The sequence below is a fragment of the Bacillus seohaeanensis genome (assembly GCF_042684945.1).
Lineage (GTDB): Bacteria > Bacillota > Bacilli > Bacillales > Bacillaceae_B > Rossellomorea > Rossellomorea seohaeanensis.
This window is the reverse complement of the sequence record NZ_JBHUMF010000002.1, coordinates 139481-165170: the sequence shown is the minus strand read 5'-3', so window position 1 is coordinate 165170 and position 25690 is coordinate 139481. Positions and strand designations below refer to the sequence as shown.

Below are 25690 nucleotides of genomic sequence, written 5' to 3'. Positions count from 1 at the left end.
AAAGCAAACGCTCGCATTCCTATTTGCTATTTTTGTAAAAAATTATATATAATCTCCGCCACCCGTTCAGTATTATGACGAATTACTCCATTTTTATAAGAAATGACTTCATCAAAAATGACGTCTAATCCCATATTCTGAAGAGCATCTACATCAAAAACTACCGGTTTGGCAAGTTCTTCATCATAACGAGACTGAATTTCCTGTGGGACCGGCTCATTATTAACAAGGATAGCATCAATAAATGGCTGATCTAAATGATCATAAATAGCCTTTACATGATCACTCGCAGTGTAATGAAGCGTTTCTCCTGCTTGTGTCATAATATTGCAGACATATAATTTTTTTGCTTGTGATTTACAAACTTCCTTGCCAATTTGCGGAACTAAAAGATTTGGCAAAATGCTTGTATAAAGACTTCCAGGTCCCATTACAATCAAATCGGCATCCTGTACGGCCTTTACTGTCTCCCATAAAGGTTGTACGGGTTCAGGAGTAAGAAAAACGCGTTTAATTTTTTTACCAGAAAACGGAATTTTCGATTCACCTGAAACGACTGTACCATCGTCCATTTCAGCGTTCAATACAACACTTTGATTCGCTGCTGGCAGTACCGTCCCTTTTACATTTAACACCCTGCTCATCTCTTGAATAGCGTGACCAAAGTCACCTGTAATAGAGGTTAATGCAGCAATTATTAAGTTCCCCAGAGAATGTCCTGATAGTTCATTAGTTGTATTGAAGCGATGTTGAAACATTTGCTCTATAAGTGGTTCCACTTCAGAAAGTGCTGCAAGGACATTCCTGACATCACCGGGAGGAGGTACTTGCAAACTGTCTCTCAAGCGTCCTGAACTCCCTCCATCATCTGCCACCGTCACGATAGCAGCAATGTCGACTGGATATTTTTTTAAGCCACGAAGTAAGACTGGGAGGCCTGTTCCTCCTCCGATGATAACGACCTTAGGCAGCTCGGTTTTTGTCATGTTGTTGTCGAATCCTTTCTCTTCTTAATATCTCGATGAGAAATCTTCGTATGATAATCTTTTTCAAAGAAATGACCGATATATTCCGACAATGCAACCGAACGGTGTTGTCCACCAGTACAGCCAATTGCCACCACTAATTGGCTTTTCCCTTCCCTTTTATAGTGAGGAAGCATAAAGCCTAGTAAATCGGTCACCTTTTCAAGAAATTTCTGTGTTTCATTCCACTTTAGTACATAGGTCGAAACATCTTCATCAAGTCCCGTTTGCGGGCGCATATGATCGATATAATGTGGGTTGGGAAGGAAACGAACATCAAACACAAGATCTGCATCAATCGGAATTCCGTGTTTAAAACCGAAAGAAGTCACATTCACCGTAAAAATAGACTGTTTATTCATAGAAAATTCCGTAAGAATTTTTTCCCTTAACTCTCTCGGTTTCATGGTAGAAGTATTATAAATTTGTTTTGCTCTACCCTTAAGTTCCTCCAAAAGCTCCCTTTCTTGACTAATTCCTTCGAGAGGAAGACCTGATTGCGCAAGCGGGTGGGAACGTCGCGTTTCTTTGTACCGTCGCACAAGTGCAGAATCATCCGCATCTAGAAATAAAATCTGCGGAGTAAGCCACGAAGTTTCCGCAAGATCATCTAATGCTTGAAAAAGATGATCAAAAAATTCTCTTCCTCTTAAATCCATTACTAATGCAACTTTATTCATTTTATTCCCTGATTCTTTCATCAGTTCCAAAAATTTGGGAAGGAGCGTAGGAGGTAAATTATCCACACAGAAGAATCCTAAATCTTCGAAACTCTGAATTGCGACGGTTTTCCCAGCTCCGGACATACCTGTAATTATGACTAATTGAATATCATTACTAGAACCTGTGCTCATTGTCTTCCCTCACTTACTCTGGATTTTTATTAACTAGGATCTAACCGATATGCTAATAATTTGAAATCAGGCGTATACGTGAACGTTCCATAGATTGTACCATTGCCATGCAATAAATATTCTAAAATATGGCGATCACCTTCCGCCATTGGAAGTTCCTTGATTTCCTCTAAAGGGTGCCATTTCAACAGCCCCTCCTCAGATTCCAAAACATTAACACCGTCTGCTTCTGTTGCAAAGAAGGAGAACATCATCCATTCGGATACTATTTTATCGCCTTCTTTTATAATAAAAGTGAAAACACCTTTTAACGCAGGATTTTTTAAGTAAATTCCTGTTTCTTCACGATACTCTCTAATGACAGCATCTTTGATGGACTCTCCTGCCTCCATCTTACCACCTGGGGCGACCCACCAGTTTCTTCTTGGTTTTTGTAGAAGAAGCACGTCGTCTCCTTTTCGATATAAACAATTTGTGACACGTTGCAAGCCATTCACCTCAAAATCATTGCTGTCATTAAACAGCTTGTTCAGTCTTTCTCATTCTCTACATTATACTATGATTAGGGATGGTCTACAATGTTTGCGATTGAACGTACTTTGTTAAGAGAAATGATTTCTTTGGGAGTATCGGCAAATTTTTGAAACTGTTATATATAGTAATAATTAAGGGAATGTTCAAGTATGAGGACGCTATGCATCTGAAGCGAGTAGCACGTCCTAGCATTCGCGGTGAGGTTCAACAGTTTTTGGGGCACCTTCTAAAAAAGTAAAAAAATAGACACAGGCGATTCCTGTGTCGTTAATGGGATTTATTACTTAAAAAGGGGGTCAATTTCTTAACCCCAATAATACTTGATAAATGTTTCACTACTGTTACAGCAGATTTAAAAGGTGATTACGGAATTATTAAGTCACCTCAATAATTCTCGTGAACTCTCCACAACACAGCGATTAAGTTTCTACTATATGTTTACTTACTTTATTTATACCCAAAACAAAAAACTAGCCACTAACCAAATTCCGTTTTAAGAGCTTACCATCGTACCACCATTTACATGGATAACCTGCCCTGTCACATAACGGGAATCATCTGAAGCAAGGTATACATAAGCAGGGGCTAGTTCAAAAGGTTGCCCTGCCCTTTTCATCGGTACATCCAACCCAAATGTCTCCACCTTTTCAGCTGAAAAACTAGATGGAATAAGCGGTGTCCAGATTGGTCCGGGCGCTACCGCATTAACACGAATATCGTCCTCTACAACATTTTGCGAAAGCGCTCTTGTAAAGCCAATTATCGCTCCTTTTGTTGCAGTGTAATCGATCAGTTGCTTATTTCCTTCATACGCAACTACAGAAGCAGTATTGATAATAGTATCCCCCTTTGTCAGATATGGGAGAACAGCTCTAGTCATATAAAAATAACCATAAATATTCGTTTTAAACGTTTTATCCCATTGTTCATCCGTTATATCCGTCAACTTAGCTTGCGTATATTGAACGGCGTGATTATTAACAAGAATATTGATTTTCCCAAAATATTTCAGCGTTTGTTCTACAACATATTTACTTTGTCTTCGGTCACCTAAGTCCCCCGTAATTAATAGGCATCTTCTCCCTAACGCTTCTATCCTGTTCTTTGTCCTAAACGCATCAGCATTTTCATATTCAGAATAATAGGGAATAACAATATCTGCTCCCTCTTTTGCAAATGCAATTGCTGTCGCCGCACCTATCCCACTGTCACCACCAGTAATAATAGCTACTTTATCTTTTAGCTTGTTACTGCCTGTGTAATTCGGATTCTCCACTATCGGCCTAGGGTTCATTAATGTTTCAAGGCCAGGCTGGCGCAATTGATGCTGAGGCGGAAAAGAAAGGGGCTTCTGTTCGCACTTTGTTGTTGTTGTGTAATAAGGATATTGCGGATACATCCCTTTACCTCCTTACTAAACTATTCTCATTAGCCTATTCAAAAGGGATGCAGAAGTGAGGAAATATTATTTTTTATGCGTACCAAATTGGGCATTAATTTGACCACTGATCATTTTTTTGTGAAGTTTGCTACCCTTTTTATATTTTTTCTCAAGCTCTTCTTTTATTTCACCAGTCGGAACTCCTTCCTCCCTCTGGTTAGCTATTTCAATTAACGTTTCAACATCTAAAAAAGAATATTTTCGATACCCTTTATTAGACCGTTCTGGGGATAAAAGTTTTTTCTGTTCGTAGTACCTTATTTGTCTTTCTGACAATCCCGTTAATTCGCTAACAACCCCTATACTTATTACTTTTCTTTCCTTGTAGGAAATTTCTTTTGCCACTCCTTACCATCCCTCTCTGTCAGTCGCACCATTTATTTTTATTATACATATAAAAAAAGTGAATTTTCACTCTCTTTGTAAGGTTTTCTAACATAAAAATAAAAAGTATGTAATAAGGCTTAACAAGAAAGTTGAAACATCCATATTGCCTAGCGATAATTTTATTAAAATTCATATAAGGAGTTGGGAAGATGACCTATTTACGAGAGGCGGTTGAGAAGAGGCGACAGTATTTTATCAAATTATTGATTCAAAAAGGGGTATTCCAATCAACAAGTTCATCTATCGAAAAATTGACTTTATCTGAGTTGGAATCTGTATATAAGAAATTTCAAAATAAAAAACCCTGAAATGAACGCTTCATTTCAGGGTTTTTTATTTATCTCGCTGTGAAAAAGGTGATTCCTCTCTAAAGGCCAAAATCGCCTTCAGGGAGAAATCCCTATTTTCTTCGCGAGTTTCCCAAGGCACTTCCGCTTTTGTTTCATCCAGCTCCAGTGCCTAACTCGCTGTGAAAAAGACGATTCCTCCCTAAAGGCAAAAAACACCTTCAGGGAGGAATCCCTATTTTCTTCGCGAGTTTCCCAAGGCACTTCCGCTTTTGTTTCATCCAGCTCCAGTGCCTAACTCGCTGTGAAAAAGACGATTCCTCCCTAAAGGCAAAAAACGCCTTCAGGGAGGAATCCCTATTTTCTTCACGAGTTTCCCAAGGCACTTCCGCTTTTGTTTTTAAGCTTTGATTTTTTCTTTTAATTCTTCTACATAATGTTGTGCAGCTTGTGCCGCGATACTTCCGTCACCAGTTGCTGTTACGATTTGACGAAGTGTTTTTTCACGCACATCTCCAGCGGCAAAAATGCCCTGCACCTTCGTTTCCATTTGGTCATTCGTTTCGATATAGCCCATATCATTTGTAATACCAAGGTTTTCAAATGGTTTTGTTAATGGAACCATACCAATGTAAATGAAGACACCATCTGCTTCAAAATTGCGCTCTTCTCCGTCTTCTGTAGAAACTAATGTCACACTGCCAACTTTAGCGTCTTTATCGTTGATTTCTTTAACCGTGTGATTCCAAATAAAGTCGACTTTGTCATTATCAAACGCACGTTGTTGAAGAATTTTTTGAGCACGAAGCTCGTCACGACGATGAATAATCGTTACCTTGTTGGCAAAACGAGTCAAATATACACCTTCTTCAACAGCAGAGTCTCCTCCACCTACAACGACAAGATCTTTGCCTTTAAAGAATGCACCATCACAAACAGCACAATAAGAAACACCGCGTCCGCCTAATTCTTTTTCACCTGGAACACCAATTTTCTTATATTCAGCACCTGTAGAAATAATAACAGCACGCGTTTTGTATTCTTTTGAGCCTGCTTTTACCGTTTTATATTCTTCGCCGTCTACGATTTCTTTAATATCGCCGTAAGCGTATTCGGCACCGAATTTTTTGGCATGATCGAACATTTTATTTGATAGGTCTGGACCTAAAATATGGTCGAATCCTGGGTAATTTTCTACCTCTTCCGTATTCGCCATTTGCCCACCAGGCACGCCACGCTCAATCATTAATGTAGAAAGATTTGCACGACTTGTGTATACAGCAGCTGTCATTCCTGCTGGTCCAGCACCGATAATAATTACATCATAAATTTTCTCTTCAGACATAGTTCAAGCACTCCTTTCGACCTGATTACTATATCAATACTTTGAGTTCTCCCACTGAGTGAGAAAAAGCGCACAAAGCACGATTTTGCTCATGTCTTTTTATAGTATTTACTTTCTTATCCTATCCTATAAAATTAACAAGCCTTCGTCCAAATTTATGCTCACGGTAGGTAGCTTTCTACTATTCCAATATATTTTGTCAATGTACTTGTAGAAACACCGTATTGTTCACTGATTTCTTTTTTTGTCTTCTTTTCACTTCGAATCCGACGCCACACATATTCGATTGCAGCCGCAAAAGCACTAAGGTTTTTAAATTCTTCGCCTTTTTTTATTCCGCGGTGGGCAGCGTGAAACCATGTTAAAAATAAACCAGAATCGATTGCATCGACAGGCTTGTGATGTTGATACAAAAGATGAGCAATTCCGTGGATATTCTGCACTTCTTTATTCACTTTAATAGAACTGTTCACATTTTTATTTAACACTTCTGCTAAATATAATTTTTCCAATATTGATAAGTCTTCTATATCGCAAAAATCTGCGTGAGATAAAATTTCCTTTTGGAACTGAGATACGGAAACAAGAAATAGGCCAAAAAGTTTTTCCTCACTTGTCTCACTTTGAAGCTTTTTTAGAATAGATGGTATATGGTTTTCAAAACCTTCAGGATTTCTTTCTTCATTCCAAGGTTCTAATCCCTCTTTTTCCGGGTTTACTTCTAATACCTTTTTCCAAGCTGATTCCGCTGTTTGACGATGTCCTGTATGAAAGGCAGAATGAGACAACCAATAATAAAAGCCACCATCGCCCTCAAATCCTTGCTTTTGTAAAGACTTTAACCACTCATATGCTTTATTGTATTTGCCAATTAATGCAAAAGTAGCCCCGAGTTTAAAGCGATGTTCAAATAATAAAGGTCTTACTTTTTCCAAACCTGCCACTAATTCAGCTAGTTCATCATCACGTTTTTGGTAATAATAAAAAACAGCTGTATTACAAAGAGCATGGAGGTTACCTGGATTTTTTTCGAGCACTTCTTCTAATGTAGCTGAAGCTTTCTCCACTTCTCCAAGGTAGAAATAGGCAAGTGCAAGATTATTGTAAGCTGACCAAAACTCTGGATAGTTTTGAATTACTTCTGTTAGCGTATCGACTGCTTTTTGAAAATTACCAGACTCTAGAAGCTCTCTAGCTTTTTCTTGCTTTATAATCAATTCATCGTGCTCATATAATGATTCCATCGTTTCATCGCCATCTAATTCTAGTACCTCTAACAAGTCTTCGGCATCCTCAACAAATTCACCATATTCATCTTGGTCCAAATAGATAGTCACCTGTTCATAGGCTTCTTTAAACAACCCGAGATGTGCATAATTATTGGCAAGAAAATAACGACATTCGACCATCTGAGGGTCCAGTTCATCCACAACTTTATGAAGTTGATCATTCGATTTTTTATATTCACCGAGTTCCGTGTAAACGATGCCTAACTGACAGGCAATCATCGGCTCTAATGGTTCTAATTGAATAGCTCTATTTAAATATTTTAATGCTTTTTTTAATTCCCGACGATGATAGGCTCTCATTCCTTTATTAAAGTAATACTCGCCTGTCGGGACAAAAGATAGCACATTCGTTCTTTCCTTACTTGCTTTTGACCCTTTTCTCATAGAAGTCCTCCGAACGTTCATAGTAACTATCGTAGTATACCATACAATAAAACGTTACTTAAACACCCAAAATAAGTAAACATGTGGGCTGACAGCACTTTAGCAGGGTGAGGGACGGACCTCCTCAGAGGTCCGTCCCTCACCCTGCTAAAACGTTAAAGAAAGTGCGTTTATTCCAACGATCTAGAATAAACGCACTTTCTTTTATTTGTTATGTCTTTCTATTAGTACCTGTAAAACCTCATTTAGAGGAAGTTTTTGTTCGCGGAGAAGGACTAATACATGGTAGAAGAGGTCTGCCACTTCCCATTTTAATTCTTCGCTGTCTCTATTTTTAGCAGCAATAATAACTTCTGATGCCTCTTCTCCAACCTTTTTAAGGATTTTATCTACCCCTTTTTCAAATAGGTAGGTTGTGTATGCTCCGTCAGGTTTTTCTATTTCCCGGTCCGCAATAAGCTTTTCTAGTGTGAAAAGGATTTTTTCAGGATCAAGTGATACTTCACCCAACTCTTCTTTAGTGTTTTCCTCTCTAACAACGGAATCTTCAAAACAGCTTACAGACCCTTTATGGCAAGCCGGACCACTCGGATTAACAAGTAGTAAAATTGCATCTTTGTCACAGTCCCACTTTATCTCCACCACTTCTTGTACATTACCGCTCGTTTCCCCTTTATGCCATAATTGCTGGCGCGAACGGGAATAAAACCATGTTTCATTCGTTTCTAATGTTTTACCCAACGACTCACTATTCATATAAGCTAGTGTAAGTACTTCTTTCGAAGAGGCATCTTGGACAATAGCAGGAACAAGCCCTTTCTCATCATATTTTATAGATTCTATTAGGTCTTTTGTTTTCATCGAACATGTACCTCCATAGCACGTAAATATTTTTTCACTTCATTTACACTTGTTTCTTTATAATGAAAAATTGAGGCTGCTAGTGCTGCATCCGCTTTTCCTTTTACGAAAGCGCCGGCGAAGTGTTCTGCATTTCCTGCTCCTCCAGATGCAATAACAGGAATGGAAACTGCTTCACTAACAGCTTTGGTTAGCTCAATATTAAAACCTTTCTTCTCCCCATCACTATCCATGCTTGTTAACAAGATTTCTCCTGCACCTAATGCGGCTACTTCTTTTGCCCAATCTACTGCATCTTTTTCTGTCACGTTTCTACCACCATGTGTATAAACTTTCCATCCACCTGTTTCTTCGTCAAACTTGGCATCGATCGCCACTACAATACATTGAGACCCAAAGAAATCTGCACCTTCAGTAATAAGCTCCGGACGAAGAATAGCTGCTGTATTAAGGGAGACCTTATCTGCACCTGCACGCAGTATTTTTTTCATATCCTCAACAGAGTTGATTCCACCGCCAACTGTGAATGGAATAGCAAGTTCAGCAGCAACGGATTGAACAACTTCCACCATTGTTTTGCGCCCTTCATGGGATGCTGAAATATCTAGAAAAACTAACTCATCCGCACCTTGTTTATCATAAACTTTTGCAAGTTCAACAGGATCCCCCGCGTCCTTTAAAGAAAGAAACTGAATTCCTTTTACAACACGACCTTCCTTCACATCTAAGCATGGAATGATTCTTTTTGTTAGCATCCTCTCACCTCTTTTACTGCTTCTTTTACTGTGAACTTACCGGTATAAAGAGACTTGCCACATATCGCTCCTGCTACCCCAGCTTTTTCCGATTGCTTCAGTATTCTCAAGTCCTCTAACGAACTAACGCCACCTGAGGCAATGACAGCTTTTTCTGTTTCTTTTGCTAAAAGAGAAACAGCTTCCACGTTCGGTCCCGAGAGCATTCCATCCGTTGCGATATCGGTAAAGATAAATGTTTCTGCGCCTGCTTCTGCTAATTCTTTTCCAAGGTCAACCGCTGTTGTTTTCGACGTTTCAATCCAACCATGTGTTGCAACAAAGCCATCTTTTGCATCCAAACCGATGACGATTTTTTCTTTATAAGTAGATAGCCATGTCTTAACAAGATCAGGATTAGAAACAGCAATACTTCCGATGATGACGCGGTCGACACCATTATTCAAGTAATGTTCAATATCCTTTTCCGTTCGGATACCGCCACCAACCTGAACCTTCGCGGGAAGTTCTTTTGCAACCTTAATAACAAATTTATCATTAATCCTCGAACCTTCTTTTGCACCATCAAGATCAACCATATGAATCCACTCTGCTCCCTCATCAACAAACTGCTTTGCCATGTCAAATGGGGAGTCGCCATACACTGTTTCTTGGTTATAATCTCCTTGAACTAAGCGGACACATTTTCCTCCGCGCATATCAATAGCTGGATAAATCGTAAAACTCATCGAATCACCTCCGATTGTTGAACAAGATCTGTAAAACGTTTAAATAATTTCATTCCCAGTTCACCGCTTTTTTCTGGGTGAAACTGCATCCCCAAAATAGTTCCACTGCCAACGATGGCAGGAATCGTTACACCTGCATATTCTGCCGAACCAACAAGGTTTTCGTTTGGAACATCTTTTATGTAATAGGAATGGACAAAATATACATAGTCTTCTTTTACATTAGCCGTAATAGAAGATGGCGTTTGAAAGGAAACAAAATTCCACCCCATATGAGGTACCTTATACTCTTTTCCTTTATTGTCACGACTTGGGATTCGCACAGCGTCTCCAGAAAGTAGGCCTAGTCCTTCAACTTTTCCATTTTCTTCACTACTTTCGAATAATAACTGCATACCAAGGCAAATCCCAAGTAGCGGCTTGCCTTTCTGAACAAAGCTCTTAATTGTTTCGTCAAGAGATGTTTCTTTTAGCAGTTCCATTGCATCACGGAAAGCCCCAACACCAGGTAAGAGTAAACCGTCTGCCTCTAATAATTTCTCTTTATTATCTGAAATAAAATACGGGACATTTAAGCGTTCTAACGCCTTACTAACGCTAAACAAATTCCCCATACCATAATCAACAATACCGATCACGATCTACAACATTCCTTTCGTCGATGGGATCCCTTTTACACGAGGATCAATCGTTGTTGCCTCATCTAACGCACGTCCTAATGCTTTAAAAATCGCTTCAATAATGTGGTGAGTATTGTGTCCATAATGAACAATGACGTGCAAATTCATTCTTGCTTCAAGAGCAAACTTCCACAGAAATTCATGAACAAGCTCCGTATCAAAGGTCCCAACTTTTTGACTTGGAAGCTCTGCTCGGAATTCAAGGTGAGGGCGGTTACTTAAATCTACCACTACTTGTGCTAGAGCTTCATCCATTGGAACAAAAGCACTCCCATAGCGTTTAATCCCTTTTTTGTCCCCAAGCGCTTTTACTAATGCCTGTCCTAGGCAGATTCCGATATCCTCTGTTGTATGGTGATCATCAACTTCGGTATCCCCTTTCGCATCAATCGTCACATCAAACTGTCCATGCTTCGTAAATAAATCGAGCATATGCGACATAAACGGAACACCCGTCTCAACCGACGAATCCCCCTCTCCATCTACATTCAAATTCAAAGCTATATTCGTCTCATTCGTCTTCCTAACAACCTCTGCACTTCGTACCATCAATACTTCACTCCTTTAAAGTACTGAGGGACGGACCTTTAGCAGGGCTAAAGGTCCGTCCCTCCCATCACGTTACCTCTGCACTGTATTAAATAGATTTTATTTTTTATGGAATCTTGTTTCTACTGCTCTTGCATGGGCTTCAAGTCCTTCCAGTCTTGCTAAGGCAGCTATTTTTTTATAATTATCTTTTAGTGCTGTCTCGCTATACGAGATTACACTCGATTTTTTCATAAAGTCATCAACGTTTAGAGGACTCGAGAATCTTGCTGTTCCGTTTGTCGGCAGTACATGATTCGGTCCAGCAAAATAGTCTCCAACAGGTTCTGAACTGTAACGTCCGAGGAAGATTGCTCCTGCATGACGGATTTTCGCCATCACCTCTAAAGGCTTTTCCGTTACAATTTCCAGATGCTCTGGTGCAAGTTCGTTCACAACATCAATTCCCTGTTCTAATGTCTCTGCAACATAAATAGCACCATAGGAAGCAATCGATTCACGGGCGATTTCCTCTCTCGGAAGTGTCGCAAGCTGAGATTCTACTTCCTGTGAGATACGTTCCGCTAAGGCTAAAGAAGTTGTCACCAACACAGCGGATGCTTGTCTATCATGCTCTGCCTGCGATAAAAGGTCTGCAGCTATTTCTTTAGCCTCACCATTTTCATCGGCTAGTACTACTATTTCACTTGGTCCAGCAATCATATCAATGGCAACATCACCAAACACCTCTCGTTTTGCTAATGCTACAAAGATATTCCCCGGACCAGTTATTTTATCTACAGGAGAAATCATTTCTGTACCGTACGCAAGAGCTGCAATTGCTTGGGCCCCACCTACTTTATAGATTTCTTTTACCCCCGCAATCTTGGCAGCCACCAACACGCCTGCTGGCAGCTTCCCCTCTTTATTCGGCGGGGAAACCATTGCGATTCTCTCAACACCTGCCACTTTAGCAGGCAGAACATTCATTAAAACCGAAGAAGGATAAGCAGCTGTTCCCCCTGGGACATAAACCCCAACAGAATCGAGAGGTGTGAGCTTTTGACCAAGCATTGTACCATTCTCATGTGTTGTAAACCATGAAGATTGCTTTTGCTTTTCATGGAATAAACGAATATTTTCTGCTGCTTCTTCAATAATAGTAATTACTTCGGGTTCCACCGATTCAAAAGCTTCTATAATTTCAGCTTCTGTTACTTTTAAATGATTAAGATGTACACGATCGAATTTCTCTGTGTACGCAACAAGCGCACGATCTCCTTCATCCCGTACAGAGCGAATGATTGACTGAACTGCCTTCCGTTGCTCCTCTGTTCCTTGATCGACTGAGCGTTTGATCGATACATCCTGCAAATCTCTAACAATCTTCACCTTCATCACCAACCTCTGGGATACTTTACTACTGTACTGTGGTGAGGGACGGACCTTTAAATAAAGAAACCCCATTTAAAGGTCCGTCCCTCACTGGTTTAGCGCATTAAAGCACTTAAACATCATTCACTAATGATTTGTGTAAGTCGGGTTACTAGTTCTTCAATAGTGTCATCTTTCATCCGGTAACTAACAGGATTAACGATGAGTCTAGATGTGATTCCGACTATTTTTTCATATTCGACCAGCCCGTTTTCTTTTAATGTTCGACCTGTTGAAACAATATCAACAATCCGATCAGCAAGACCAATTAGTGGTGCTAGCTCAATCGATCCGTTCAATTTAATAATCTCGACTTGTTCCCCTTGCTCTCGAAAATAGGAGGAGGCAACCTTTGGATATTTCGTTGCGATTTTCGGCGCGACATTACTCATCTTCGTATCAGGTAGTCCCGCCACCGCTAAATAGCATTCACTAATTCGTAAATCCAGCAATTCATACACGTTCCGCTCTTCTTCGAGCATAACGTCTTTTCCAGCAATTCCTAAATCTGCAACACCATGTTCTACATAGGTAGGAACATCCATCGGTTTCGCTAAAATAAAGCGTAAGTTCTCTTCTGGCACTTCCAGAATCAGCTTTCTGGAATCATCAAATTCTGGTGGCAAATTATATCCCGCTTTCCGCAAAAGTTCGACCGCTTCTTCAAATATTCTTCCCTTTGGCATGGCAATTGTTAAGTCTGTTGTCATTTTGTCACCTCGCCATTCCCATTTCGTTCTTGACCAACAACATAGTGAACCTCTTCAAATTCTTTTGTAAACTCATCAACATCGTCTACGCCTTTCCAATTTTGAAGCACGACCTTTTTCCCCGTCTCTCGCAATTCCTTCGCTAAAGAAAATGCTTCGCTTCTTCTTTCATCACTAAATAGCACACAATACTGATCTGGATTCGGAGTCTTCACTCCTACTGCTTCAAGAAGATAATCCATTCGTAAACCGAAACCAGTTGCACCAGAGTCCTTTCCAAATTTATGTAAAAGTTTATTGTAGCGACCGCCATTTCCGATAGCGAATCCTACTCTCTCTGCATACACTTCAAACAGAATCCCGGAATAATAGCTCATATGGCTGACTAAACTTAAATCGAATTTTATATATTGCTCTACCCCATAGTCTTTTAAGATATCGTATAACTCTTTTAATTGCGCTAAGGCCTCTCGTCCGCTTTCCCCTTCTAACAAGGAAAGAGCTTCACCGATAACACCTTCATTCCCCCTCAATTTTAAGAAATCCAACAATCGTTGTTTATCTATGGAAGAGAGCGCTAACTCCCCAACATGCTCCCGATACCCTACATAATTTTTTTCATATAAAAACCTTCTTAAAATACTTGCTCTTTCCTCTGTACCAACGATTTGCGTAAAAAGTTCTTGAACAAAACCGATATGTCCGATGGAAATTTTAAAATTTTTCAACCCTGCTTCTTTTAACACCGATACCATTAACGCTATAACCTCAGCATCAGCACTTACCGATGTATCCCCAATGCACTCCATCCCTACTTGTTCAAACTCCGCTGGGCTTCCTCCCTCTCGCTGCTGCGCTCTAAAAACATTGGCTGAGTATGCAAGCCTTAGCGGCGATTTATCTTTTAGCAACTTGGATGCTGCAACTCTAGCTATCGGTGCTGTCATATCAGGCCTAAGCACTAATGTGTGGCCCTGTTGGTCTAACAATTTAAACAGCTGTTGGTCCAAAATAGCTGACGCTTCCCCTACTGTTTCATAATATTCGAGTGTAGGAGTTTCAATAAACCTGTACCCCCATGTTTTCATTACTTCTTCCATTCTCATTTTCGTTGTATTCTTTACTTCATATAAGTTAGGAAATGTGTCTCTCATTCCCAATGGCTTTTCAAACATAAACAGTTTTGACATAGTAACCACCTTCTTTTTTCAGTACAAAATACTATTTCATCTATTATAGACATTATTCTAACTATTTTAAAATCCTTTAGTTCACTAACACACTAACAAAGTGAAGTTATATGTAGTTTATCGCTTAATTTTCTTTCCGTCAATAAAAAACTAGCCTTTTTAACGCTATATGTAGTGATGGTTGATTGGAGAGGGGGAAGCGGAGGTGTGGAGGTGGTAAAGTAAGTCGAATTTTCCCGTTTCGCCGATAAGTTAAAGGTTGCTAACACAATCAGTCACAATAAAGGCTAAAACTACACGCTGAAGTTTATAAAAAAAGCAGACTAGGAGAGTAGATTATCTACTCTCCTAGTCTGCTTTCACGCTGTTTTTCTCCATATATTTCGTCTTGTTTCCATCGTTGTTCTAGTTGTTCCTTCGTGTAAATGACTCTCATTGGATTTCCCCCAACGAAAGCGCCGGGTGGGACATCTTTATGTACAAGTGTTCCGGCTGAAACGATGGCTTTATCACCAATTTCCACTCCGGGCAAAATGGTCGTGTTCGCTCCAATCATTACCTCTGAGCCAATTTTCACTTCTCCAAGCCGGTATTCTTTAATTAAATACTCGTGAGCAAGAACCGTTGTATTATAGCCAATTACCGTGTTTTTTCCAACAGAGATTTTTTCTGGGAACATAACATCAAGCATGACCATTAAAGCGAAGGAGGTTTGGTCACCTACCTTCATTTTTAAAAAATTCCGGTACATCCAATTTTTCAGTCCTAAAAATGGAGTATAACGAGCCAATTGAATGACGATGAAGTTTTTCACCACTTTCCAAAATGGCACCGTTTTATAAACATGCCATAATGAGTTCGCTCCCTCAACCGGATAGCGAGTGGTTCTTCTCATTCTGCCGTTACTCCAACAACAGATAAAATGTCAGGCATGGTGTCTAGCATAAAATCAGGATCATACTTTTCCAGATGCGCTTTTCCTTTTGCACTCCATGCAACACCTGCTGATAGTACGCCAGCATTTTTCCCAGCCAAAATATCATGATGATTATCTCCGACCATTAACGCTTCATCCGCACTTGCACCAAGTTCTTCTAGGGCTTTTTCAATTGGTTCAGGATGCGGTTTTGCATGTTGTACTTCATCAAGGGTGATAACTACTTCAAAGAATTGATCCAAGTTCGTAAGTTTTAATCCCTTTAAAACGGCATTACGGGTTTTTGTCGATACAATTGCTAGTTTCAAACCATTTTCATGTAATGTTTTAATTGTCTCAAAAACACCTTCAAACTCTGTAACAAGCTCATCATGCTTTTCCAGATTATACGTACGATATCTTTCTGTCATTTCTTCTACTCTATCTGGGTCCACCCCCTGAAAGCTTTCTTCTAATGGTGGCCCCATAAATTGCAACACATCTTTTTCTTCATATTGATCTGGATAATAGTGATTTAATGTGTGTAAAAAGGAAGAAATAATTAAATCATTTGTATTAATTAATGTTCCATCTAAATCAAATAGCACTGTCGTAATTTTACTCATAAGGTTACTTCCTTTCCTTTTGCTACTTCTAATCTTTTCCATATAAAAGCTACTGTAACCGTTAAAACAACGGCTGTAACTAACCGAATAATTAACAATGGTAAGACAGGTATCCCAAGTGGAATGAAGACCAATGTATCTTCTACAACAGCATGGCACGCCACTAAGAAAATAAAGGCGATCGTGATGTCTTTTTTACTAACCCCATCTTCCTTAACCGCTTGAATCATCACTCCTGCTCCGTAGGCTAGCCCGATTGTTAATCCAGCCACCATGGTCATCGATGTATTTTCATTCATTCCGAGTGCCCGCGTTACCGGAGACATCCATCTTGAAAATACGTCCAGCCATTTTTTATCCTTCATAATTTGGATGATAATCATTAAAGGAATCACGATTATCGCTAATTGCAGGACACCGATCCCTGCTTTTTCAAGACCTACTAAAAGAATTTCTCCCCATCCATTAGGTTCCGCTTCTTGTGGAGGCATCATTCCATATTGAGCTAATTCTCCTCCACCATTCCACACTAAATTAATAACGAAAGCAGATAAAATAGCTAACCCTACTCTGACTAAAACAATAACCCAAATCTTTACGCCGACTTTTGCTGCAACGGACGATTCTATTAATAGATTATGGGAAAATGATAGCATTACAGCAATAATGAATACTTCTTTTACCGTCAAGTCCAGCGAAAGAATACCACCTATCCCTGCGTAAAGGTTCAAAAAGTTACCGAGTACGAGCGGTATTGCCGCATCCCCAGACAAGCCGAACAAATTCATAACAGGTGATATTTTTTTTATAATCCATGGCAGTACAGGTGTATACTGCAACAAAATAACAAGCAGGGTCACGGGGAATATAATCTTCCCTAGTGACCACGTCGTGTTTAAACCGACAAATGTCCCTTTTTTCACAGATGAAAATAACATTTCCCCTTGCTCCCTTATAAAATTTTTATTTTAACAAGTAAGGTCACTACTTGTTAATATTCATTTGTCTTATTTATCATTAAGAGAATGTCTCTATATTTCTTCTCTTATCCCTGTACATCATATGCTTTATCAGCATGGCCTTTCGTTCTTCTATAGACCCAGATCGCTAGTGCGACTGCAATCAGTACAATAGAAATTACTTGGGCCATTCGTAAATATTCCGTTAACATTAGACTGTCTGTTCTTAATCCTTCAACAAAGAAACGACCGACTGAATACCAAATAACATAGGAAAGGAAAAGCTCTCCTCTACGAATCGGAGCTTTGCGTCTTAATACGAGAAGTAATATCAATCCAGCAATATTCCAAACTGATTCATAAAGGAATGTCGGATGATAGTAGGTACCATTTATGTACATTTGGTTAATAATCCAGTCTGGTAGCATGAGATTTTCCAAAAATCCACGTGTCACTTCGCCACCGTGCGCCTCTTGATTAATAAAATTTCCCCAGCGACCAACGGCCTGCCCAAGAATGAGGCTTGGTGCAGCTAAATCCGCAAGCTTCCAGAACGATATCCCTTTTATTCTTGAAAAAATAACAGCAGTGGCAACAGCACCAATTAACGCTCCATGAATGGCAATTCCACCGTTCCAAATCTTGATAATATCTCCAGGATTCTGAGCGTAGTAGTCCCATTCAAAAATAACGTAGTACGCCCTTGCACATAAAATAGCGATTGGAATCGCCCAAACAAGCAAATCCACAAATGTGTCTGGATGAAGTCCAAGACGCTTACTTTCTCTTATTACCATAAAGAGGCCAATAGCGATTCCAATTCCAATAATAACTCCATACCAATGAACCTGTAGGGCCCCTATTTCAAAAGCAATCGGATCAATCGGGGTGATAGTTTCCTCCATTTTTTCTCTCCTTTATCATTTCATAGATTATAATTTTTTCGCTTTTACTTATTCAAATTCTTCAGGAACACTATCTTCTATAACATTTGCCAATTTACTTGTAAACTGTTCTGCAGCATTTACTCCCATTCGTTTTAAACGGAAATTCATCGCTGCTACTTCGATAATAACAGCAAGGTTTCGTCCAGGTCTAACAGGTATCGTTAATTTTGTAATCTCCGTATCAATTATTTTCATTTTATCTTCTTCAAGACCTAGGCGATCATACTGCTTGGCTTTGTCCCATAATTCAAGGTCAATGCATAATGTGATTCGTTTATTAGTACGTACCGCACCTGCACCAAATAATGTCATCACATTGATAATACCTAACCCTCTAATTTCCAAGAGATGTTCAATCAAATCTGGGGAATTTCCGACGAGAGTATCCATATCCTCTTGTCGAATCTCCACACAATCATCAGCAACTAAACGATGCCCACGTTTAACAAGTTCAAGAGCGGTTTCACTTTTACCAACACCGCTTTTACCAGTAATTAAAACACCAACACCATATATATCAACTAATACACCATGAATGGCAGTAGTTGGTGCAAGCTTACTTTCTAAGTAGTTTGTAAGCCTTGATGAAAAACGTGTCGTTTTCATCGGTGACCTCATCACTGGAACTGCATAGCGATCCGCTGCTTCAACAAACTCATCTGGAATTTCAAGCCCACGTGTAATGATAATCCCAGGCGTGATATCTGCACAAAGTTTTTCCATTCTAGAAAGTCTTTCCGTTTTATCCAATAATTCTAAAAATGACAACTCTGTCTTTCCCAACACTTGTATGCGCTCTGCAGGATAGTAATTGAAATAACCTGCCATCTCTAATCCAGGACGTGAAATATCACTCGTTGTAATGGGACGATGCAATCCTTCTTCTCCACCAACAAGCTCCAAATTAAACTTTTCCATTAAATCTTTCGTACGAACTTTCGCCAAGGGCTTTTCCTCCTTCAACATCGTAAAGACTGACTTACCTATACCCTTCCCCTATTTTAGCAATTAAAAAAGTAAACGGCTAGAGGAACACTTTTTTAAACCTGTAAAGCATTCTGGTACGTTCCTTCATTTTTCTAGGCTGTTTATATGAAAAAAAGTATTTTTAAGCATCATAAAATCATTTAGGATAACCAAAATGAATTAATTCTATACCACTTTGAAGTCAAATTTGCTTTTTAAAAGTAGATGATGGCGGCTTGGTTTCAGCCGCCATGGGGGTTTTTCGTAAAGATTGTTGCTTTTTAACAGAAAACTAAGTTGATTGGAGCGGAAATCAACGGGCTCAATTTATAAGTGAAAACAATAATCTATGAGAATAGAGCCTTTTTTATTTCTAGGTGTCCTCCGGAAGAACATTTCACTATTTAAAGGTTGAAAAGAATTTTTATTTTAAAAAGAAGGTGAAGTATGATGAAAATTGTAGTAGATGCAGGACACGGATTTGAGACAGAAGGAAAACGAACACCTGATGGAATGAGAGAGTATGAGTTTAATCGGGAAGTAGCACGGATAGCGAAAGCAGAACTGCAGCAGTATAAAAACGTGGAAGTTTATTTCACTCATGCAGATGAAAGAGATGTCCCACTATCTATCCGAACAGATCGCGCAAACCAATTAAAGGCAGATGTATTTGTATCAATTCACGCAAATGCTTTTGGGAGTGGTGGCTGGAATCAAGCGAGCGGCATTGAAACATATGTACATCCTACTGCTTCAGCAAAAAACGTGGAACTGGCAAAAGCAGTACAAAAACGACTAGTTACTCTTACCGGACGACGAGATCGTGGTATAAAAACAGCTAACTTTCATGTGTTAAGAGAAACCACTATGCCGACTCTCTTAACAGAATGTGGTTTTATGACAAATCAAGAAGAAGCAACACTGTTGCAAACATCCGCTTATCGAAAAAAATGCGCCCAAGCTATCGTAAGTGGTCTAGTAACCTTTTATAAACTAATGAAAAAAACAAGTAACGCAAATGAACAAGGACTTTATAAAGTTCAAATTGGCGCTTTTTCCAAAAAAGAAAATGCCGAAAAATTGGCAGAGGTATTAGAAAAGGATGGCTATTCTACCTTTATCCATTTTAAAAGTTAGGAACAACTCCTATCAAAAAAAGCACTAAAAATAAAAGGGAGCTTCTTCGTGAGTCAAACTCATTAAGCGGCTCCCTTTATTTTTCCTTCCTTGATTCTACTGCTTTTTGAATAATGAGGTTAACAAGTGAAAGAATAACTGATGCTAAAAGGGCCATTCCAAAACCAGAGATTTCAAAAGCATCTCCCATTAGCCCGTCTGTTAGTAGAAGTGTTACAGCATTTATGACAAATAAAAAAAGTCCAAGTGTCAAGACGGTTACTGGTAACGTTAAAATAATTAATATCGGTTTTACAAGTACATTTAAAATCGACAACACAAAACTCGCAATAACCGCTGCTGCTAGCCCACTTACATTAAACCCTTCAAAGTAACCTGCCATCGCTATAAAAAGTACCGCATTAATCAAAATGCCAATTAGCCATCTCATTATCTTATAGCATCCTCCTCATTCGGAATTACAAATGCTAATAGAGCATACACAATTACAAGTGGAAAGAAACCTGTTGGGAATAGTAAGATGATAAAAGCGATTCTCAAGATTGTCGCGTCTATTCCAATTGTACGTGCCAACCCTCCTAATATTCCAGCCAATTTTCGATTCGATCTTGATCGTGTTAAACTTCTCATTTACAAAACCTCATTTCCATATGATGGTTAGTCCCGTTCTATTATTGCTCAAGCGGGACCTTTACCATCATTTTTTAACATTCTTCTTTACAATACATCTGACATTTCTACTACAAGCAATAACATTAGGCGATGTCCTGAACTAGACATCTAGGGAGTATCTCCTCTTTCTATTTAATAAGAACAGATCCTGATTTCGTTTCAGCAAATATGTGAAGCTTTTTATCTGCTTCTGGATTTTTTGAAAAGCGAATATGCTTTTGGACAATATCATTTTTTTCTTCTACTACATTTATTCCCTCAAGCTCTACTTTAAAACCACCGAGATTTGATTTAGCTTCCCCAACAACAGCATGACCATTAGGTACATAAATATCGATATTTCCTGTTACTGCCTTGCTATGAATAGTATCCGCTTTTTCTCCCGTTAACTTGCACACAATGTTCCCATTCAGAGACTGAACATCACTGTACCGAATATCGCCTTCTACCTCAATTTTCCCGTTTATCGATTCAGCGTCCAAGTTATCCGCTTTGACATCAAGTAGCTGGATAGCCCCATTCGACGTTTCGATTTCTGCCTTTTCACTCGTTATATGCTGAATAAACACTTTTCCGTTTGCTGTTTTTGATTTAAATTCCTCCACAGAAATATTCTCTGCCTTTAACCCTCCATTAAACTGCCTAATAGAGATTTTTTTGTAATGTTTCTTCGGAACATAGACCTTTGTATCTACTTTCATCCATTTTAATTGTGTAGAATAAAACAATCCTGCATTTTCAACCACAAACGATGTATTTTCAAGAAATTGCTTCCTCGCTTCTTCTCTATCTTCAGTTCTATACACCTTTGCTTGGCATTCAAGCCTAACATCCTGCTGGTCCCATGGAATAATTTCTACTTTTCCATTCGCCACATCCATATCAATTTTATCTAAATGTACATCCGCCTGTTGAAACACATGAGAAAGCTCAACGGAATGCTTCCACTGAAAATCAAAATCAAAGTTTTTAATCTTATTAAGAGCAGAATTAACAAAGTCCATTACTTTGTCCTTCGGCTTAGAGGAGGAGTAAAAAGAATCTTTACTGTTCTCCTCTCCTTTTTCCTCATGCACACTCGTAACTAGCTCATTAAAAATTTGCTTTTCTTGATCCTGTTGTGACGCTTGCTTTTTCTCTAATGCCTCTAGTAGCGTCAAGGCCTCCTGTGCAGATATCGTTCCCTTTTCCACCATCTCTAAAATCCGTTTACGCTCTTCACTCATATTTTTCATCTCCCTAAAATAATCTTATCAACTCGGCCTCTTTTATTTGTAAAAAACGAATGAAAATATTGCTTTATTTATAATTCGATTGCATTCTTCCCATACAGTACTTCTTCTAAACCAATATTCGAAGAGAATCTCTTTCCCCTCAGAAAACACTTATACTTTTTACTTACGTTTTTCTCCTTTAAAGGTTTCATGTGTATCATTCTTCTAATTTTATTTTCTCATAAAGCGAAACATTCTTACTCCAACTTGAGACTTACTTGGTGTCGGTATTAGGGTGTGTTTTTTTGCAGGTTTGTTGGATTCGGTACTATGGGGGGTGGGTCATTTTAGGTGGGATGGGTCTGGCGCTTCGGGGTCTGGCACTTTTCACTCGATTTGGGTCTGGCACTCCGGGGTCTGGCTCTTTTCACTCGGGGTGGGTCTGGCACTTCGGGGTCTGGCACTTTTCACTCGATTTGGGTCTGGCACTTCGGGGTCTGGCTCTTTTCACTCGATTTGGGTCTGGCACTCCGGGGTCTGACTCTTTTCACTCGGGGTGGGTCTGGCACCTCGGGGTCTGGCTCTTTTCACTCGATTTGGGTCTGGCACTCCGGGGTCTGACCCTTTTCACTCGGGGTGGGTCTGGCACTCCAGGGTCTGACCCTTTTCACTCGGGGTGGGTCTGGCACTTCGGGGTCTGGCACTTTTCACTCGATTTGGGTCTGGCACTCCGGTGTCTGACCCTTTTCACTCGATTTGGGTCTGGCACCTCGGGGTCTGACCCTTTTCACTCGGGGTGGGTCTGGCACTCCGGGGTCTGGCACTTTTCACTCGATTTGGGTCTGGCACCGAGGGGTCTGGCACCTCAAAGACGATACTCCCTCCGCCAATAAAAAACAGGCTTGTCATCAGAAAACAAGCCTGTTTTTTCACCACGTATATTTAGTTTGTTACCTCTTCCTTTTCTTTCACCCGTTTTTGCATGCGTTGTCTGTCACGTTCTAAAATAGGTTTTAAGTATTTACCAGTATAGGATTCTGGCACTTCTGCCACTTTTTCTGGTGTACCGCTAGCGACGATTGTTCCGCCTTTGTCTCCACCTTCTGGTCCTAAGTCAACGATATAGTCTGCGGCTTTAATGACATCAAGATTATGTTCAATGACAAGTACGGTATCTCCATTTTCGACTAATCTTTGGAGCACAACAAGAAGCCTCGCAATATCATCCACATGTAATCCTGTCGTTGGCTCGTCAAGGATGTACAAACTTTTTCCCGTTGATCTGCGGTGAAGTTCAGACGCTAATTTCACTCTCTGTGCTTCTCCACCTGATAATGTTGTTGCAGGCTGACCTAGTTTTACATAGCCTAGCCCAACATCGGCAAGTGTTTGAAGTTTACGTTTGATTTTAGGAATGTTTTCAAAAAAGTCTAGTGCGACTTCAATTGTCATTTCTAAAACATCCGCAATATTTTTGTCCTTGTACTTCACTTCCAATGTTTCACGATTATACCGTTTACCGTGACACACTTCGCAAGGAACATATACATCCGGAAGGAAATGCATTTCAATTTTTATAATTCCATCTCCGCGGCACGCTTCACAACGTCCACCTTTTACGTTAAAACTAAACCTTCCCTTTTTGTAGCCTCGAACCTTTGCCTCATTTGCTGATGCAAATACATCACGAATATCATCAAACACACCTGTATATGTTGCAGGGTTTGATCTCGGTGTTCGACCGATAGGTGATTGATCGATATCAATTACTTTTTCAAGCTGATCAATACCTTTTATTTCCTTATGCTCACCAGGTTTTGTTTTTGCATTATGAAGCTTTTGTGCTAAAGATTTATGAAGGATCTCATTAATAAGGGTACTTTTCCCTGATCCTGATACACCTGTAACCGCGGTAAATACCCCTAAAGGAATCTTTGCTTTTACATTATTTAAATTGTTTTCTTTTGCTCCAATTACCTCGATGTACCTGCCATCTGGCTTCCTTCTTTCATGTGGGAGAGCAATAAATTTATCTCCTGATAAGTACTTACCTGTCAGCGAATTCGGATCATCCATTACTTCTTGTGGTGTTCCAGCAGAGACAACTTCCCCACCATGAACACCTGCACCAGGACCGATATCAATTAAATAATCCGCTGCAAGCATTGTATCTTCATCATGCTCGACAACAATAAGTGTATTTCCTATATCACGCATATTTTTTAATGTGCCAATCAAGCGGTCATTATCGCGTTGGTGAAGTCCAATAGAAGGTTCATCCAATATGTAGAGTACACCTGTTAAACGAGAACCGATTTGGGTAGCTAAACGAATTCGTTGTGCTTCCCCACCCGATAATGTTCCAGCAGCCCGACTCAATGTTAAATAGTCTAGCCCTACATTAACAAGGAATCCTAGCCGTTCGCGGATTTCACGCAGGATTAAGTTAGCAATTTTCATATCTTTTTCGGATAATTCAAGCGTAGCAAAAAATTGATCTGCTTCTTCAATAGAGTAAGATGTCACTTCCCCAATGTGAAGGGAATTAACCTTTACTGCCAAGGTTTCTTCTTTTAATCGATAACCTTTACAAGTCGGACAAGCTTGTTGTTCCATATACTTTTCCATTTGCTCTCGTATATAGTCAGAACTAGTGTCCCGATATCTTCGCTCTATATTTCTAACTACACCTTCAAATTGGATATAGTTTTCCCGCACTTGACCGAAGTCATTTTCATATCGAAAGTAAATTTCCTCTTTACCTGATCCATAAAGAACTTTATCCATTAAATTTTTTGGAATATCTTTTGCTGGAATATCCATATCAATTCCATAATGGTTACATACTGCTTTAAGAAGCTGTGGATAGTATTGTGAACTTGTCGGTTCCCACGGGGCAATAGCACCATCCTTTAAGGATTTGTTCCAATCTGGGATAACCAACTCTTTGTCAACTTCTAGTTTCGTTCCTAAACCATCACAACTTGTACACGCTCCAAACGGACTATTAAAGGAGAACATCCGTGGCTCTAGTTCACTTATTGAGAATCCACAAAGCGGGCAAGCGTGGTGTTCACTGAACACTAACTCTTCTTCTCCGATAACCTCAATGATAATTCTTCCATCGGCTAGATTTAATGCCGTTTCTAATGAATCTGATAATCGTGCTTCGATCCCTTCTTTCACAACAATCCGATCGATAATCACTTCAATTGAGTGCTTTTTGTTTTTTTCTAACTCAATGTCTTCTCCTAGATCCCGAACTTCCCCATCGACACGAACGCGGACATATCCTTGTTTTTTAATGTCTTCAAATGTTTTCACATGCATTCCTTTTCGTCCTGAAACAACAGGTGCCAATACTTGAAGCTTTGTTCTTTCTGGATATTCCATAATACGGTCCACCATTTGTTGAATTGTTTGCGAAGAAATTTCAGTACCATGTACAGGACAAATTGGTTTACCTACTCTTGCAAACAGAAGTCGGAGATAATCATAAATCTCTGTAACCGTTCCTACTGTAGAACGAGGGTTTTTACTTGTCGTTTTTTGGTCGATTGAAATAGCAGGAGAAAGTCCTTCTATCGAATCTACATCTGGTTTATCCATTTGCCCCAAAAATTGACGAGCATAAGCAGAAAGCGATTCTACGTATCTCCGCTGTCCTTCTGCGTAGATCGTGTCGAAAGCGAGTGAGGATTTTCCAGAACCAGAAAGACCCGTTAATACGACCAGCTTATCTCGTGGAATAGTTATATCAATATTTTTTAAATTATGAGCTCTTGCTCCCTGAACGATAATTTGGTCTTTTGCCATGTACC

At 39.6% G+C, this 25690-nt stretch carries 26 protein-coding genes; 2 read left to right on the top strand and 24 right to left on the bottom strand.

Annotation, left to right across the window (positions count from 1 at the left end; all coding sequences use genetic code 11):
• Positions 1-26 precede the first annotated feature (26 nt).
• The 5 genes from ACFSUL_RS01375 to ACFSUL_RS01355 form a co-directional block, all read right to left on the bottom strand.
• Positions 27-986, bottom strand: coding sequence for a gluconeogenesis factor YvcK family protein (locus ACFSUL_RS01375; RefSeq protein ID WP_377931993.1), 960 nt, complete (start codon positions 984-986; stop codon positions 27-29).
• Positions 983-1879, bottom strand: a complete 897-nt coding sequence (gene rapZ / locus ACFSUL_RS01370; RefSeq protein WP_377931991.1) for an RNase adapter RapZ — start codon at positions 1877-1879, stop codon at positions 983-985. The genes ACFSUL_RS01375 and rapZ overlap by 4 nt, the downstream gene beginning before the upstream one ends.
• Before the next feature lie 29 nt (positions 1880-1908).
• A complete protein-coding gene (locus tag ACFSUL_RS01365) occupies positions 1909-2367 on the bottom strand; it encodes an 8-oxo-dGTP diphosphatase (protein WP_377931990.1) in 459 nt (152 codons plus the stop codon).
• 539 nt (positions 2368-2906) lie between these two features.
• Positions 2907-3812 (bottom strand): SDR family oxidoreductase, encoded by a 906-nt coding sequence (locus ACFSUL_RS01360; RefSeq protein WP_377931989.1) that lies wholly within the window; start codon positions 3810-3812, stop codon positions 2907-2909.
• Between the two features lie 66 nt (positions 3813-3878).
• Positions 3879-4199, bottom strand: coding sequence for a MerR family transcriptional regulator (locus tag ACFSUL_RS01355; RefSeq protein ID WP_071410780.1), 321 nt, complete (start codon positions 4197-4199; stop codon positions 3879-3881).
• Between the two features lie 191 nt (positions 4200-4390).
• Between ACFSUL_RS01355 and ACFSUL_RS01350 the strand changes: the two genes are divergently transcribed.
• Positions 4391-4549, top strand: coding sequence for a Fur-regulated basic protein FbpA (locus ACFSUL_RS01350; protein WP_377931987.1), 159 nt, complete (start codon positions 4391-4393; stop codon positions 4547-4549).
• Positions 4550-4928: 379 nt separating this feature from the next.
• Here ACFSUL_RS01350 and trxB read toward each other — a convergent pair whose 3' ends face one another.
• The 15 genes from trxB to hprK form a co-directional block, all read right to left on the bottom strand.
• Positions 4929-5873, bottom strand: a complete 945-nt coding sequence (gene trxB / locus ACFSUL_RS01345) for a thioredoxin-disulfide reductase (RefSeq protein ID WP_377931985.1) — start codon at positions 5871-5873, stop codon at positions 4929-4931.
• Positions 5874-6034: 161 nt separating this feature from the next.
• The gene (locus tag ACFSUL_RS01340; protein ID WP_377931983.1) at positions 6035-7546 is read right to left on the bottom strand and encodes a tetratricopeptide repeat protein; all 1512 of its coding nucleotides are present in this window, start codon (positions 7544-7546) and stop codon (positions 6035-6037) included.
• Positions 7547-7750: 204 nt separating this feature from the next.
• Entirely contained in the window at positions 7751-8407 is a 657-nt protein-coding gene (gene hisIE / locus ACFSUL_RS01335) for a bifunctional phosphoribosyl-AMP cyclohydrolase/phosphoribosyl-ATP diphosphatase HisIE (protein WP_377931981.1), read from the bottom strand.
• Complete coding sequence (hisF, locus tag ACFSUL_RS01330) at positions 8404-9162, bottom strand: imidazole glycerol phosphate synthase subunit HisF (protein WP_377931979.1); 759 nt, start codon at positions 9160-9162, stop codon at positions 8404-8406. The genes hisIE and hisF overlap by 4 nt, the downstream gene beginning before the upstream one ends.
• On the bottom strand, positions 9156-9890 hold the full coding sequence (gene hisA, locus ACFSUL_RS01325) for a 1-(5-phosphoribosyl)-5-[(5-phosphoribosylamino)methylideneamino]imidazole-4-carboxamide isomerase (RefSeq protein ID WP_377931978.1): 735 nt from the start codon (positions 9888-9890) through the stop codon (positions 9156-9158). Before hisA ends, hisF begins: the two co-directional genes overlap by 7 nt.
• A complete protein-coding gene (hisH, locus tag ACFSUL_RS01320; RefSeq protein ID WP_377931976.1) occupies positions 9887-10528 on the bottom strand; it encodes an imidazole glycerol phosphate synthase subunit HisH in 642 nt (213 codons plus the stop codon). Before hisH ends, hisA begins: the two co-directional genes overlap by 4 nt.
• Before the next feature lie 3 nt (positions 10529-10531).
• On the bottom strand, positions 10532-11119 hold the full coding sequence (gene hisB / locus ACFSUL_RS01315; RefSeq protein WP_377931974.1) for an imidazoleglycerol-phosphate dehydratase HisB: 588 nt from the start codon (positions 11117-11119) through the stop codon (positions 10532-10534).
• A 99-nt stretch (positions 11120-11218) separates the two neighbouring features.
• The gene (gene hisD, locus ACFSUL_RS01310) at positions 11219-12496 is read right to left on the bottom strand and encodes a histidinol dehydrogenase (RefSeq protein WP_377931972.1); all 1278 of its coding nucleotides are present in this window, start codon (positions 12494-12496) and stop codon (positions 11219-11221) included.
• Between the two features lie 116 nt (positions 12497-12612).
• Entirely contained in the window at positions 12613-13242 is a 630-nt protein-coding gene (hisG, locus tag ACFSUL_RS01305; RefSeq protein WP_377931970.1) for an ATP phosphoribosyltransferase, read from the bottom strand.
• On the bottom strand, positions 13239-14432 hold the full coding sequence (locus ACFSUL_RS01300) for an ATP phosphoribosyltransferase regulatory subunit (RefSeq protein ID WP_377931968.1): 1194 nt from the start codon (positions 14430-14432) through the stop codon (positions 13239-13241). The genes hisG and ACFSUL_RS01300 overlap by 4 nt, the downstream gene beginning before the upstream one ends.
• Positions 14433-14772: 340 nt before the next feature.
• Positions 14773-15327 (bottom strand): acyltransferase, encoded by a 555-nt coding sequence (locus ACFSUL_RS01295; protein WP_377931966.1) that lies wholly within the window; start codon positions 15325-15327, stop codon positions 14773-14775.
• Positions 15324-15974, bottom strand: coding sequence for a pyrophosphatase PpaX (gene ppaX / locus ACFSUL_RS01290; RefSeq protein ID WP_377931964.1), 651 nt, complete (start codon positions 15972-15974; stop codon positions 15324-15326). The genes ACFSUL_RS01295 and ppaX overlap by 4 nt, the downstream gene beginning before the upstream one ends.
• Positions 15971-16912, bottom strand: a complete 942-nt coding sequence (locus tag ACFSUL_RS01285) for a nucleoside recognition domain-containing protein (RefSeq protein WP_377931962.1) — start codon at positions 16910-16912, stop codon at positions 15971-15973. The genes ppaX and ACFSUL_RS01285 overlap by 4 nt, the downstream gene beginning before the upstream one ends.
• 107 nt (positions 16913-17019) lie before the next feature.
• The gene (gene lgt, locus ACFSUL_RS01280) at positions 17020-17838 is read right to left on the bottom strand and encodes a prolipoprotein diacylglyceryl transferase (protein ID WP_377931960.1); all 819 of its coding nucleotides are present in this window, start codon (positions 17836-17838) and stop codon (positions 17020-17022) included.
• A 48-nt stretch (positions 17839-17886) separates the two neighbouring features.
• Positions 17887-18825, bottom strand: coding sequence for an HPr(Ser) kinase/phosphatase (gene hprK, locus ACFSUL_RS01275; protein WP_377931958.1), 939 nt, complete (start codon positions 18823-18825; stop codon positions 17887-17889).
• A gap of 468 nt (positions 18826-19293) precedes the next feature.
• Here hprK and ACFSUL_RS01270 point away from each other — a divergent pair, with 468 nt between their 5' ends.
• The gene (locus tag ACFSUL_RS01270) at positions 19294-19983 is read left to right on the top strand and encodes an N-acetylmuramoyl-L-alanine amidase (RefSeq protein ID WP_377931956.1); all 690 of its coding nucleotides are present in this window, start codon (positions 19294-19296) and stop codon (positions 19981-19983) included.
• 76 nt (positions 19984-20059) lie between these two features.
• Here ACFSUL_RS01270 and ACFSUL_RS01265 read toward each other — a convergent pair whose 3' ends face one another.
• The 4 genes from ACFSUL_RS01265 to uvrA form a co-directional block, all read right to left on the bottom strand.
• Positions 20060-20413 carry a phage holin family protein gene (locus ACFSUL_RS01265; protein ID WP_377931954.1) on the bottom strand — a complete coding sequence of 118 codons (354 nt, stop codon included), beginning with the start codon at positions 20411-20413 and terminating at the stop codon, positions 20060-20062.
• Positions 20413-20613 (bottom strand): PspC domain-containing protein, encoded by a 201-nt coding sequence (locus ACFSUL_RS01260; protein ID WP_071410763.1) that lies wholly within the window; start codon positions 20611-20613, stop codon positions 20413-20415. The genes ACFSUL_RS01265 and ACFSUL_RS01260 overlap by 1 nt, the downstream gene beginning before the upstream one ends.
• A 170-nt stretch (positions 20614-20783) precedes the next feature.
• Positions 20784-21881, bottom strand: a complete 1098-nt coding sequence (locus ACFSUL_RS01255; RefSeq protein ID WP_377931951.1) for a DUF4097 family beta strand repeat-containing protein — start codon at positions 21879-21881, stop codon at positions 20784-20786.
• 930 nt (positions 21882-22811) lie between these two features.
• On the bottom strand, positions 22812-25685 hold the full coding sequence (uvrA, locus tag ACFSUL_RS01250; RefSeq protein WP_377931949.1) for an excinuclease ABC subunit UvrA: 2874 nt from the start codon (positions 25683-25685) through the stop codon (positions 22812-22814).
• Positions 25686-25690 lie beyond the last annotated feature (5 nt).

Bases quoted from the DNA above. Each gene is read 5' to 3' on its own strand.
- ACFSUL_RS01375 (WP_377931993.1), bottom strand. From the start codon at position 986: ATGACAAAAACCGAGCTGCCTAAGGTCGTTATCATCGGAGGAGGAACA.
- rapZ (WP_377931991.1), bottom strand. From the start codon at position 1,879: ATGAGCACAGGTTCTAGTAATGATATTCAATTAGTCATAATTACAGGT.
- ACFSUL_RS01360 (WP_377931989.1), bottom strand. From the start codon at position 3,812: ATGTATCCGCAATATCCTTATTACACAACAACAACAAAGTGCGAACAG.
- ACFSUL_RS01350 (WP_377931987.1), top strand. From the start codon at position 4,391: ATGACCTATTTACGAGAGGCGGTTGAGAAGAGGCGACAGTATTTTATC.
- trxB (WP_377931985.1), bottom strand. From the start codon at position 5,873: ATGTCTGAAGAGAAAATTTATGATGTAATTATTATCGGTGCTGGACCA.
- ACFSUL_RS01340 (WP_377931983.1), bottom strand. From the start codon at position 7,546: ATGAGAAAAGGGTCAAAAGCAAGTAAGGAAAGAACGAATGTGCTATCT.
- hisIE (WP_377931981.1), bottom strand. From the start codon at position 8,407: ATGAAAACAAAAGACCTAATAGAATCTATAAAATATGATGAGAAAGGG.
- hisF (WP_377931979.1), bottom strand. From the start codon at position 9,162: ATGCTAACAAAAAGAATCATTCCATGCTTAGATGTGAAGGAAGGTCGT.
- hisA (WP_377931978.1), bottom strand. From the start codon at position 9,890: ATGAGTTTTACGATTTATCCAGCTATTGATATGCGCGGAGGAAAATGT.
- hisB (WP_377931974.1), bottom strand. From the start codon at position 11,119: ATGGTACGAAGTGCAGAGGTTGTTAGGAAGACGAATGAGACGAATATA.
- hisD (WP_377931972.1), bottom strand. From the start codon at position 12,496: ATGAAGGTGAAGATTGTTAGAGATTTGCAGGATGTATCGATCAAACGC.
- hisG (WP_377931970.1), bottom strand. From the start codon at position 13,242: ATGACAACAGACTTAACAATTGCCATGCCAAAGGGAAGAATATTTGAA.
- ACFSUL_RS01300 (WP_377931968.1), bottom strand. From the start codon at position 14,432: ATGTCAAAACTGTTTATGTTTGAAAAGCCATTGGGAATGAGAGACACA.
- ACFSUL_RS01295 (WP_377931966.1), bottom strand. From the start codon at position 15,327: ATGAGAAGAACCACTCGCTATCCGGTTGAGGGAGCGAACTCATTATGG.
- ppaX (WP_377931964.1), bottom strand. From the start codon at position 15,974: ATGAGTAAAATTACGACAGTGCTATTTGATTTAGATGGAACATTAATT.
- ACFSUL_RS01285 (WP_377931962.1), bottom strand. From the start codon at position 16,912: ATGTTATTTTCATCTGTGAAAAAAGGGACATTTGTCGGTTTAAACACG.
- lgt (WP_377931960.1), bottom strand. From the start codon at position 17,838: ATGGAGGAAACTATCACCCCGATTGATCCGATTGCTTTTGAAATAGGG.
- ACFSUL_RS01270 (WP_377931956.1), top strand. From the start codon at position 19,294: ATGATGAAAATTGTAGTAGATGCAGGACACGGATTTGAGACAGAAGGA.
- ACFSUL_RS01265 (WP_377931954.1), bottom strand. From the start codon at position 20,413: ATGAGATGGCTAATTGGCATTTTGATTAATGCGGTACTTTTTATAGCG.
- ACFSUL_RS01260 (WP_071410763.1), bottom strand. From the start codon at position 20,613: ATGAGAAGTTTAACACGATCAAGATCGAATCGAAAATTGGCTGGAATA.
- ACFSUL_RS01255 (WP_377931951.1), bottom strand. From the start codon at position 21,881: ATGAGTGAAGAGCGTAAACGGATTTTAGAGATGGTGGAAAAGGGAACG.
- uvrA (WP_377931949.1), bottom strand. From the start codon at position 25,685: ATGGCAAAAGACCAAATTATCGTTCAGGGAGCAAGAGCTCATAATTTA.